Consider the following 12500-nt stretch of genomic DNA (forward strand, 5'->3'; position numbering starts at 1 on the left):
TTGGAGAACATTGCAGATCTCTGGAACAACGCTCTCGCTAAAATCGAGAAAAAGATCAGCAAGCCTAGTTTCGATACATGGCTTAAATCAACAAAGGCACATTCCTTGCAGGGTGATGTCCTTACGATTACAGCCCCGAATGAGTTTGCCCGTGACTGGCTGGAGGAACGTTATTCCCAGTTAATCAGCGGTATATTGTATGAAATCACTGGTGAAGAGCTTTCTGTAAAATTCATTATTCCCCAGAATCAGAACGAAGAAGATCTCGACATGCCATTGCCGCCCAGACGAGTGAGGAAGGACGACGATATTCCTGATCTGCCTGTCAGCATGCTGAACCCAAAATATACATTCGATACTTTTGTTATTGGTTCAGGCAACCGTTTCGCCCACGCGGCGTCGCTTGCAGTAGCAGAAGCGCCGGCAAAAGCCTATAACCCTTTATTCATTTATGGGGGCGTAGGACTTGGTAAAACCCACTTGATGCATGCAATCGGTCACTATGTTCAAGATCATAATCCGAATGCCAAAGTGGTTTATTTGTCATCTGAAAAATTCACGAATGAATTCATCAATTCGATCAGGGATAACAAAGCGGGAGATTTTCGCAATAAATACCGCAATGTCGATGTCTTGCTCATTGATGATATTCAGTTCCTGGCGGGAAAAGAACAGACGCAAGAGGAATTTTTCCATACCTTCAATACATTGCATGAGGAAAGCAAGCAGATTGTCATCTCAAGTGACCGTCCGCCTAAAGAAATTCCAACACTTGAAGACAGGCTGAGATCCCGCTTTGAATGGGGTTTGATTACTGATATTACTCCGCCGGACCTCGAGACGAGGATTGCGATCCTCCGTAAAAAAGCAAAAGCAGAGGGCCTGGATATTCCGAATGAGGTTATGCTTTATATCGCGAACCAGATCGACTCTAACATCCGTGAGCTTGAAGGAGCTTTGATCCGTGTCGTCGCTTATTCTTCACTGATCAATAAGGATATCAATGCAGACCTGGCAGCTGAAGCGCTAAAGGATATTATCCCGAGCTCAAAGCCGAAGGTCATTACGATTCTCGACATCCAGAGGGTTGTCGGACAGCACTTCAATGTGAAGCTAGAGGACTTCAAAGCGAAGAAAAGGACAAAATCCGTAGCATACCCTAGACAAATCGCTATGTACTTATCCAGAGAGCTGACTGATTTCTCGCTTCCTAAAATTGGAGAAGAATTCGGGGGCCGTGACCATACGACGGTCATCCATGCCCATGAAAAAATATCTAAAATGATTTTAGTTGATGCGAACCTGCAAAGGCAGCTGAAAGATATAAATGAACAATTAAGGGTTTAGGAAAGTGTGAATAACTCTCCATTGGTTACGCACAGTCTGTCCACATGTGGATAGGCTGTGTTTCCTTTGATTAAACCCACTTATCCACAAATCCACAGGCCCTACTAGTACTTCTACTCTTTTTTTAAAACATATTAATATATGCATTTAAGAAAAAAATATACCTAACTGGAGGCAAAAAAATGAGATTTATTATCCAGCGCGATTCATTGCTTCAAAGCGTCCAAGACGTAATGAAGGCAGTGACCAGCAGAACAACAATCCCTATTTTGACAGGTATTAAGATTGTTGCGAATGAAGAGGGAGTAACTCTTACAGGCAGCGATTCTGATATTTCCATCGAATCTTTCATCCCTAAAGAAGAAGCTGGGGATGAAATCGTCGAAATCAAACAGCCAGGATCCATTGTTTTGCAGGCGCGTTTCTTTAGTGAAATCGTTAAAAAGCTTCCTACAGATACAGTAGAAATCGAAGTCCATAACAATCTGCAGACCATTATCCGTTCTGGCAGATCAGAATTTAACTTAAATGGCCTTGATGCTGAAGAATATCCACATCTTCCGCAAATTTCGGAAGAACATGTATTCAAAATTCCTACAGACTTATTGAAAGGCCTGATCCGCCAGACTGTCTTTTCAGTGTCCACCTCAGAAACACGCCCCATCTTGACAGGTGTAAACTGGAAAGTAGAAAACAACGAACTAATCTGTATTGCAACAGATAGCCACAGGCTTGCTTTGAGAAAAGCGAAACTCGAAGCAGAGCACACTGGCAACTACAATGTGGTCATCCCTGGTAAAAGTTTGACAGAGTTGAGCAAGATTCTTGATGACAGCTCAGAATCAGTGGATATCGTCATTACAGAAAACCAGGTATTGTTCAAAGCAAAGCATTTATTATTCTTCTCAAGACTGCTTGAAGGGAATTACCCTGATACAGGAAGATTGATCCCAACTGAGAGCAAAACAGATGTAGTCGTTAATACGAAGGAATTCCTTCATGCGATCGACCGTGCATCCCTGCTTGCAAGAGAGGGAAGAAACAATGTCGTCAAGTTCTCCACAATCGAAGGCGGTGCAATTGAGGTTTCGTCAAACACACCTGAAATCGGTACTGTTGTCGAAGAAATTCAAAGCCAATCAATCGATGGTGAAGACCTGAAAATTTCATTCAGCGCGAAGTATATGATGGATGCCCTAAAAGCACTGGAAGGAACAGAAATCCAAATCAGCTTCACAGGCGCAATGAGACCATTCGTCATCCGTCCGCTTCACGACGACTCCATCCTGCAGCTAATCCTGCCGGTAAGAACTTACTAAAATCCATATTGCCACCAGTTTTTACTGGTGGTTTTTTCTTATTTGTTGCTAAATACAGACTAATTGGATTGTAGCGGAAGGCACGTAGACTCCTGCGGGAAAAGCGAGTCATGGGAGACCCCGCAGGAGCGAAAGCGACGAGGAGGCTCCTAGACCGCCCGCGGAAAGCGAAGTGCCTGGAGCGAAAATCCAACTGAATATAAGAAAATTTGTTTCTATGGAAAATATTTAGTAAAATAAAGTATTAAGTCCTTTTGGAAGAAAAGGGTGAGAAACGTGAATGAGGAAATAAAAATTGATACGGAATATATCACGCTTGGCCAATTCCTGAAACTTGCCGATGTAATTCAATCAGGCGGAATGGCAAAGTGGTTTTTAAGTGAACATGATGTTTTTATCAATGGTGAACAAGATCAGCGAAGAGGAAGGAAGCTTCGTTCCGGAGATCAGGTATCGATTCCGGGTTTTGGCGAGTTCAGCATAACGCAATAATCCAGAGGATGAACTGTTCATGTATATACAGGAGCTGCAATTAAGGAACTACCGCAATTACCAGGGATTAGAGGCGACTTTTGAAAATAAGGTCAATGTCATCCTTGGAGAAAACGCCCAGGGAAAAACGAATGTCATGGAGTCTATCTATGTGCTGGCTATGGCAAAGTCGCACCGGACCTCCAATGATAAAGATTTGATTCGCTGGGACGAGGAATATGCTAAAATAGAGGGACGGATTAAAAAAAACAACGGATCATTGCCAATGCAGCTTGTCATTTCAAAAAAAGGCAAGAAGGCTAAAGTAAATCATCTCGAACAGCGGAAGCTAAGCCAGTATGTCGGCAATATGAACGTCGTCATGTTTGCGCCTGAGGATCTTAACCTCGTAAAAGGGAGTCCTCAAGTAAGAAGACGCTTTGTAGATATGGAGATAGGACAGGTATCAGCGATTTATTTGCATGATATCAGTCAGTACAATAAGATCCTGCAGCAGCGGAACCATTATCTGAAACAGCTGCAAATCAAAAAAACAAGTGACCATACCATGCTAGATATACTGACGGAGCAGTTTATCCAGGCAGCTGCGAGGATCATTGTGAAGCGTTTTGAATTCCTTCATTTGCTTGAACAATGGGCATTGCCGATCCATCAAGGGATATCCAGAGGGCTTGAGGACTTGAAAATCGTGTATAAACCTTCCGCGGACGTATCAGAAGATGATGATTTGTCGAAAATGATAGCAGTGTATGAAGAAAAATTTGCTAAAATAAAGACAAGAGAGATTGACCGCGGTACCACCATGTTCGGGCCGCACCGGGATGACCTGCAATTTTTCGTGAATGGCCGCGATGTCCAGACATTTGGTTCGCAGGGCCAGCAGAGGACGACGGCACTTTCGGTAAAATTGGCAGAAATCGAATTGATCAATTCAGAAATTGGGGAATATCCAATCTTGCTGCTTGATGATGTCTTGTCTGAGTTAGATGATTATCGCCAATCCCATTTATTGAATACCATCCAGGGAAAAGTTCAAACATTCGTCACCACAACAAGTGTGGATGGGATCGACCATCAGACATTAAGGGAAGCAGCCACTTATAACGTGAAAACCGGCGAAATGTCAAGAATCCAATGAGGTGGACTCGATGTATTTGCATGTTGGTGAAGAAGTCCTTGTAAGGACAAAAGATATAATAGCTATATTGGATATCGAAAGCGCCAGCTCTTCCCCGTTCATGGAAGAGTTCATAACGCGCCAGGACCAGCAGATTGTCCATTTGGCCAAAGGCACGGTCAAGTCAATCGTGGTAACAGGAAATCATATATATTATTCCCCACTTGCATCAGGAACATTAAAGAAACGCTCCCAAAAATTATCCGTACAGGAATTTTAATAGATCAGCGTATTCGCAAAAAATGTCGAAAATCAACGATATATGCGAAAATAGCTAATAGATTAAGTTTTTAAAAAAGTTGAGTGAAAATGAAAGTGTAGGTGATCGATATGGCAATGGAGGAACAATCCATGCAAGGACAAGCGTATGATGAAAGCCAGATACAAGTGCTTGAAGGCCTGGAAGCTGTACGCAAACGTCCAGGGATGTATATCGGATCAACGAGTGGAAAAGGTTTGCACCATCTTGTATGGGAAATCGTTGATAATAGTATAGATGAAGCACTTGCCGGCTACTGTGACGAGATTAATGTCATTATCGAAGAGGATAACAGTATCACAGTTCAGGATAATGGCCGTGGAATCCCAGTTGGTATCCACGAAAAGATGGGAAGGCCAGCGGTTGAGGTCATCATGACAGTACTGCACGCCGGTGGTAAGTTCGGCGGCGGAGGCTATAAGGTTTCCGGAGGTCTGCACGGTGTAGGTGCATCCGTTGTTAATGCCCTGTCTACTTATCTTGAAGTATTTGTTCATCGTGATGGCAAAGTCCATTATCAAAAATTCGAACGAGGCGCTGTTGGTGACCCGCTGAAGGTCATTGATGAAACTGACCGGACGGGAACAACTGTCCACTTCAAGCCTGACCCGGAAATTTTCACCGAGACATTGGAATATGACTATGATACACTCGCGAACCGTCTGCGCGAGCTTGCCTTCTTGAACAGAGCAATCAAGATCACGATTGAGGATAAGCGCGGTGAAGGCAAAAGTAATGAGTATTATTACGAGGGTGGAATCAAGTCCTATGTTGAGCATTTAAACCGTACTCGAGAAGTCCTTCATGAAGAACCGATTTATATTGAGGGTGAAAAAGAAGGCATTACTGTAGAGGTAGCTCTCCAATACAACGATAGTTACACAGGAAACATATACTCTTTCGCGAACAATATCCACACTTATGAAGGTGGTACTCATGAGTTTGGCTTTAAAACAGCTTTGACGCGTGTAATTAATGATTATGCTCGTAAACACGGAATCTTCAAGGAAAATGATTCAAATCTTTCGGGAGATGACGTTCGTGAAGGTTTGACGTCAATCGTGTCGATAAAGCACCCTGATCCACAGTTCGAAGGCCAAACGAAGACAAAGCTCGGAAATTCAGAGGTCCGTACGGTAACTGACACACTCTTTTCCGACCACTTTGAAAAATTCATGCTTGAGAACCCGAATGTTGCCAGAAAGATTGTCGACAAAGGACTTATGGCAGCAAGAGCAAGACTTGCGGCGAAAAAGGCACGTGAACTGACTAGAAGGAAGAGTGCGCTTGAAATTTCAAGCTTGCCGGGCAAACTGGCTGACTGCTCTTCAAAAGACCCGGCTATCAGTGAAATCTATGTCGTTGAGGGTGACTCTGCGGGCGGATCAGCCAAGCAGGGCCGTGACCGCCACTTCCAGGCGATCCTGCCACTTCGTGGAAAAATCCTGAATGTTGAAAAATCACGTCTGGATAAAATTTTATCCAATAACGAAGTAAGAGCGATCATTACAGCAATCGGTACAGGAATCGGCGAAGACTTCGACCTTGCAAAAGCTCGTTACCATAAAATCGTGATCATGACCGATGCCGATGTCGACGGTGCCCATATCCGAACTTTATTATTGACGTTCTTCTACCGATATATGAGAAAAATCCTTGAAGCAGGATACATTTATATTGCCCAGCCGCCTTTATACAAAATCCAGCAGGGCAAAAAAATCGAATATGCTTATAATGACAAGCAGCTTGAGCAGATTCTCGCGGAGCTTCCACAGCAGCCGAAGCCAGGCATCCAGCGCTATAAGGGTCTTGGTGAGATGAATCCTGAGCAGTTATGGGATACAACGATGAATCCTGAAACAAGAACATTGCTCCAGGTTAGCCTTGAAGATGCAATCGAGTCGGATGAAACTTTTGAAATCCTCATGGGTGACAAGGTAGAGCCGCGACGCAATTTCATCGAGCAAAATGCACTTTACGTAAAGAACTTGGATATTTAATAATATATGCACAGGATAGTAGGTTTTGCCTCTATCCTGCTTTTTCTGAAATGGCCAAGGGGCCGCGCAGAGCGCTTTGCCCCTAAATGGCCACGCTGAACAGAGTTCCTAAAGGAGGTCTCTCTTAAATGTCTGAAACACCAAATCCACGTGTAAAAGAGATAAATATTAGTACGGAAATGCGTTCATCCTTCTTGGATTATGCCATGAGTGTTATCGTGGCACGTGCGCTTCCGGATGTCCGTGACGGTTTGAAGCCGGTACATAGAAGGATCCTGTACGCGATGCATGACCTGGGTATGCATTCGGATAAGGCCTACAAAAAGTCAGCGAGGATCGTCGGTGAAGTAATCGGTAAGTATCACCCGCACGGTGACTCTGCTGTATACGACACAATGGTCCGTATGGCACAGGATTTTAACTACCGTTACATGCTTGTCGATGGACATGGAAACTTTGGTTCTGTCGATGGCGACGCCGCAGCGGCGATGCGTTATACAGAAGCACGTATGTCAAAAATCTCGATGGAACTTTTGCGTGACATCAATAAAGATACAATTGACTATCAGGACAACTATGACGGTTCTGAAAGAGAACCGATTGTCATGCCTTCAAGGTTCCCGAACCTGCTCGTCAACGGTACTTCAGGTATCGCGGTCGGAATGGCGACAAATATTCCTCCCCACCAGCTTGGTGAGGTTATAGATGGCGTATTGGCGATCAGTAAAGATCCTGACATGACGATCATGGAATTGATGGAGATCATCACAGGACCTGACTTCCCAACAGCGGGATTGATATTAGGCCGCAGTGGCATCCGTAAAGCTTATGAGACGGGCCGCGGTTCAATTACCCTGCGTGCGAAGGTTGAAATCGAACAGAAATCAAACGGCAAGGAAGTCATCATCGTCAGAGAACTTCCTTACCAGGTTAACAAAGCCAAATTGATTGAAAAAATTGCAGAATTAGTTCGCGACAAGAGACTCGATGGCATTACAGATTTGAGGGATGAATCTGACCGTAAGGGTATGAGGATTGTCATTGAGGTTCGCAAGGATGCGAATGCCAATGTCCTTTTAAATAACCTTTATAAGCAAACTGCACTGCAGACAAGCTTTGGTATCAACCTTCTTGCTTTAGTCGATGGACAGCCAAAGGTTCTGAACCTTAAGCAATGCCTTGAATATTATCTTGACCATCAGGTAATCGTCATTCGACGCCGCACAGAGTTTGAACTTAGGAAGGCAGAAGCACGTGCTCATATTCTTGAAGGGTTGCGAATCGCGCTTGATAATCTTGATGCGGTCATCAGCCTGATCAGAAGCTCCCGCACGACGGATATCGCTAGAGAAGGATTGATGACACAGTTCAAGTTATCCGAAAAGCAAGCACAGGCGATCCTTGATATGCGTCTACAGAGGCTTACAGGCTTGGAGCGCGAAAAGATCGAAGAAGAATTCCAAAATCTTATGCAGCTGATCTCAGAATTAAAAGCGATCCTTGCTGATAATGAAAAAGTGCTTGAAATCATCCGTGAAGAGCTTACTGAAATTAAGGAGCGCTTCAATGATGAGCGCCGCACAGAGATTGTGTCCGGTGGTCTTGAAATGATCGAGGATGAAGACTTGATTCCTCGTGAAAATATCGTCATCACCCTTACACATAACGGCTACGTTAAGCGCCTGCCTGTATCGACATATAGAGCACAGCGCCGCGGCGGCCGCGGAATCCAGGGTATGGGAACGAATGAAGATGACTTCGTAGAACATCTGATTACTACTTCAACGCACGATACCATCCTGTTCTTTACAAACAAAGGTAAGGTGTATCGTTCGAAGGGTTACGAAATCCCAGAATTCAGCAGGACAGCAAAGGGTATCCCAATCATCAACCTATTGGAAATCGAGAAGGGAGAATGGGTCAACGCCATTATTCCTGTTTCAGAATTCGTGGATGACTGGTTCCTGTTCTTCACAACGAAAGAAGGAATCTCAAAACGTTCACCACTTTCATCGTTTGCGAATATCCGCAACAATGGTTTAATTGCCCTAAACCTTCGTGAGGGTGATGAATTGATCTCTGTCCGTATGACAGACGGCAGCAAAGAGATGATCATTGGCACGAAGAACGGTTTATTGATCCGTTTCCCTGAAACCGATGTCCGCTCTATGGGCCGTACTGCCACCGGAGTAAAGGGTATTACTCTATCTGGTGACGATGAAGTTGTCGGCATGGAAGTACTTGAAGAAAGTGCCGAGATCCTCGTGGTAACAAAGAACGGATACGGTAAAAGAACACCTTCTGAAGAATACAGAAGGCAAGGACGCGGCGGTAAAGGAATCAAGACATGTAACATCACCGATAAAAACGGCGACCTAGTGACGATGAAAGTCGTGACTGGTGAGGAAGACCTCATGCTGATCACAACAGGTGGAGTCCTGATCCGGATCCCTGTAAGCTCTATTTCAATGACAGGGCGTAATACGCAAGGGGTAAAATTAATCAGCCTTAATAAAGCGGAAAATGAATATGTTGCGACAGTGGCTAAAGTCGATAAGGAAGAAGAGAAACCTGAAGACCTCGAACTCGATGAAAATGCTGAAGCAACAATAATTGATCCTGAAGAAGTTGGCAGTGAAGAAGCAGAAGCGACTGAAACACCGGCTGAAGAGGGAGAAGAATAAACTTTTTGAGAGGAACACAAAAATGTGTTCCTCTTTTTTGGTAAAATAAAGTAAAATAATTGTAAGAAAATTTAAATTCTGGGGTGGAAAGCCTTGCGCGTACTCGTAGACAACCTTAAAGAGGGCTGTATCCTTACTGATGATGTTCTAAGTAAAACTAATAGACCTATCATGAACAAAAAAACAGTATTGTCTGGGCATCTAATCGATATACTGAAAGTTTTTTTGGTTAAAGAAGTGGATGTTGAGAAAACGTTAGTGAATGGAATGCCTTTCCTTGCACCTTCAACAGGCAGCGATAAGAAGTCAGGCTTGAAGCCTAATGAGGGTGGAGAAACTTTTATCGATTTGTTTTTACAGGCGAGACAGAACTTCAAAAAAGAGTTTATCTCCTGGCAATCAGGAATGCAGATAGATGTTGCTAAATTGAGGTCCATTATTGTCCCGTTGATTGAGCAGGTTGAAATGACTTCGTCGGATATATTTAATCTTCATCATTATTCAACCAAGACTGAATACATATATGATCATCCTTTGGCTGTAGGGATTATCAGTGCCTTCATCGCCAAAAAGCTGAAATACAGCAAAGGGGATATAACCCAAATTGCACTGGCTGGATGTTTATCGGACTGCGGCATGGCGAAAATCAGTCCAACACTTCTTAATAAAAACACGACTCTGACAGTAGATGAATTTGAGGAAATCAAAAAGCACCCTACTTACAGCTATCAGATGGTAAAGAATAGTTCATTGCTGAAGGAGGCCACAAAAATTGCGATTCTTCATCATCATGAAAGAATGGATGGCAGCGGCTATCCATTTGGTGAAAAGGCAAACAGGATTCATCCTTTTGCAAAAATCCTTGCTGTAGCAGATTCTTTCCATGCGATGACATCGGAAAGAATCTATAAGCCAAAACACTCTCCATTCAAAGTGATCGAGATGATCAATGAAGAGCTATTTGGAGAATTCGACATTACTGCTCTTAAAGTATTGAGTTCTGCAATAATGAATTATTCAGTTGGTACAAAAATCCGCCTTTCAGATGGACAGGCAGCTGAAATTATTTTTGTAGAAGAAAAGAATCCGGCAAGGCCGTTGGTTAAACTGCTAGAAACAGACCAGATTCTTGCTTTGGAAAAGAACAGGTACTTGCATATCGAGGAAATCATCCAATAAGCCGGCTGCGATGCTGGCTTTTGTTTCTCTCTCTTAAATTCTAAATAGAAGAATAGGCCTCTGTCTTTTGGAGTTCGGAAAAAGGGATAGGAGTAAAAACTATAAAGATTTGAGAAAGTGGTTAAAATGTATTGCATTAAAATAATTTGCCTGATATAATCTTCAAAGTCAGTAACGGAACAACAACTTCAAATAAAGAGTTTTTGAAAAAAAAGTTATTGACTTATACAGTTAGCAAATGTTATATTATTAAAGTCGCTTCTGGGCGACGATGCAAGAATTGCTCTTTGAAAACTAAACAAACAAGCGTCAACAAACAATAAATGATCATGTTTCTTCTATAAGAACATGAGCCAACGTTTTAACTTTATGAGCTAACTCATAACTCTTTCTTGGAGAGTTTGATCCTGGCTCAGGACGAACGCTGGCGGCGTGCCTAATACATGCAAGTCGAGCGAATCTTCATTAGCTTGCTTTTGAAGATTAGCGGCGGACGGGTGAGTAACACGTGGGCAACCTGCCTGTAAGACTGGGATAACTTCGGGAAACCGGAGCTAATACCGGATAATCCTTTCCCTCACATGAGGGAAAGCTGAAAGACGGTTTCGGCTGTCACTTACAGATGGGCCCGCGGCGCATTAGCTAGTTGGTGAGGTAACGGCTCACCAAGGCAACGATGCGTAGCCGACCTGAGAGGGTGATCGGCCACACTGGGACTGAGACACGGCCCAGACTCCTACGGGAGGCAGCAGTAGGGAATCTTCCGCAATGGACGAAAGTCTGACGGAGCAACGCCGCGTGAACGATGAAGGCCTTCGGGTCGTAAAGTTCTGTTGTCAGGGAAGAACAAGTATCGGAGTAACTGCCGGTACCTTGACGGTACCTGACCAGAAAGCCACGGCTAACTACGTGCCAGCAGCCGCGGTAATACGTAGGTGGCAAGCGTTGTCCGGAATTATTGGGCGTAAAGCGCGCGCAGGCGGTTCCTTAAGTCTGATGTGAAAGCCCCCGGCTCAACCGGGGAGGGTCATTGGAAACTGGGGAACTTGAGTGCAGAAGAGGAGAGCGGAATTCCACGTGTAGCGGTGAAATGCGTAGAGATGTGGAGGAACACCAGTGGCGAAGGCGGCTCTCTGGTCTGTAACTGACGCTGAGGCGCGAAAGCGTGGGGAGCGAACAGGATTAGATACCCTGGTAGTCCACGCCGTAAACGATGAGTGCTAAGTGTTAGAGGGTTTCCGCCCTTTAGTGCTGCAGCAAACGCATTAAGCACTCCGCCTGGGGAGTACGGCCGCAAGGCTGAAACTCAAAGGAATTGACGGGGGCCCGCACAAGCGGTGGAGCATGTGGTTTAATTCGAAGCAACGCGAAGAACCTTACCAGGTCTTGACATCCTCTGACAACCCTAGAGATAGGGCGTTCCCCTTCGGGGGACAGAGTGACAGGTGGTGCATGGTTGTCGTCAGCTCGTGTCGTGAGATGTTGGGTTAAGTCCCGCAACGAGCGCAACCCTTGATCTTAGTTGCCAGCATTCAGTTGGGCACTCTAAGGTGACTGCCGGTGACAAACCGGAGGAAGGTGGGGATGACGTCAAATCATCATGCCCCTTATGACCTGGGCTACACACGTGCTACAATGGATGGAACAAAGGGTCGCGAAGCCGCGAGGTCGAGCCAATCCCATAAATCCATTCTCAGTTCGGATTGCAGGCTGCAACTCGCCTGCATGAAGCCGGAATCGCTAGTAATCGCGGATCAGCATGCCGCGGTGAATACGTTCCCGGGCCTTGTACACACCGCCCGTCACACCACGAGAGTTTGTAACACCCGAAGTCGGTGGGGTAACCTTTATGGAGCCAGCCGCCTAAGGTGGGACAGATGATTGGGGTGAAGTCGTAACAAGGTAGCCGTATCGGAAGGTGCGGCTGGATCACCTCCTTTCTAAGGATATTGCCGTAATGGCAATCGGAATGCGAATCTTTCGATTCGTACTGCGGATTTAACAATCCGCATAGTTGTACGCTTGTTTGTTTAGTTTTGAGGG

At 44.7% G+C, this 12500-nt stretch carries 8 protein-coding genes and 1 rRNA gene; all 9 read left to right on the plus strand.

Translation table 11 applies throughout. The annotated features are described in order from the left end of the window. A complete protein-coding gene (dnaA, locus tag AC0VX7_RS00005) occupies positions 1-1347 on the plus strand; it encodes a chromosomal replication initiator protein DnaA (protein WP_475426207.1) in 1347 nt (448 codons plus the stop codon). A 182-nt stretch (positions 1348-1529) separates the two neighbouring features. After that, positions 1530-2666: a DNA polymerase III subunit beta gene (gene dnaN, locus AC0VX7_RS00010; RefSeq protein ID WP_475426208.1), complete on the plus strand. Its 1137-nt coding sequence runs from the start codon at positions 1530-1532 to the stop codon at positions 2664-2666. 276 nt (positions 2667-2942) lie between these two features. Beyond that, entirely contained in the window at positions 2943-3158 is a 216-nt protein-coding gene (gene yaaA / locus AC0VX7_RS00015) for a S4 domain-containing protein YaaA (protein WP_023613365.1), read from the plus strand. Positions 3159-3177: 19 nt separating this feature from the next. Beyond that, the gene (gene recF / locus AC0VX7_RS00020; RefSeq protein ID WP_475426209.1) at positions 3178-4296 is read left to right on the plus strand and encodes a DNA replication/repair protein RecF; all 1119 of its coding nucleotides are present in this window, start codon (positions 3178-3180) and stop codon (positions 4294-4296) included. A gap of 10 nt (positions 4297-4306) precedes the next feature. After that, positions 4307-4555, plus strand: coding sequence for an extracellular matrix regulator RemB (gene remB / locus AC0VX7_RS00025; protein ID WP_041965165.1), 249 nt, complete (start codon positions 4307-4309; stop codon positions 4553-4555). Positions 4556-4686: 131 nt separating this feature from the next. After that, a complete protein-coding gene (gene gyrB / locus AC0VX7_RS00030) occupies positions 4687-6594 on the plus strand; it encodes a DNA topoisomerase (ATP-hydrolyzing) subunit B (RefSeq protein ID WP_475426210.1) in 1908 nt (635 codons plus the stop codon). Positions 6595-6722: 128 nt separating this feature from the next. Further along, positions 6723-9278 (plus strand): DNA gyrase subunit A, encoded by a 2556-nt coding sequence (gene gyrA, locus AC0VX7_RS00035; RefSeq protein WP_475426211.1) that lies wholly within the window; start codon positions 6723-6725, stop codon positions 9276-9278. Positions 9279-9371: 93 nt separating this feature from the next. Continuing rightward, a complete protein-coding gene (locus AC0VX7_RS00040) occupies positions 9372-10457 on the plus strand; it encodes an HD-GYP domain-containing protein (protein ID WP_475426212.1) in 1086 nt (361 codons plus the stop codon). 389 nt (positions 10458-10846) lie between these two features. After that, a 16S ribosomal RNA gene (locus tag AC0VX7_RS00045) occupies positions 10847-12397 on the plus strand. Positions 12398-12500: the final 103 nt, after the last annotated feature.

It is taken from the genome of Mesobacillus sp. QJM3NY_10 (assembly GCF_056173465.1).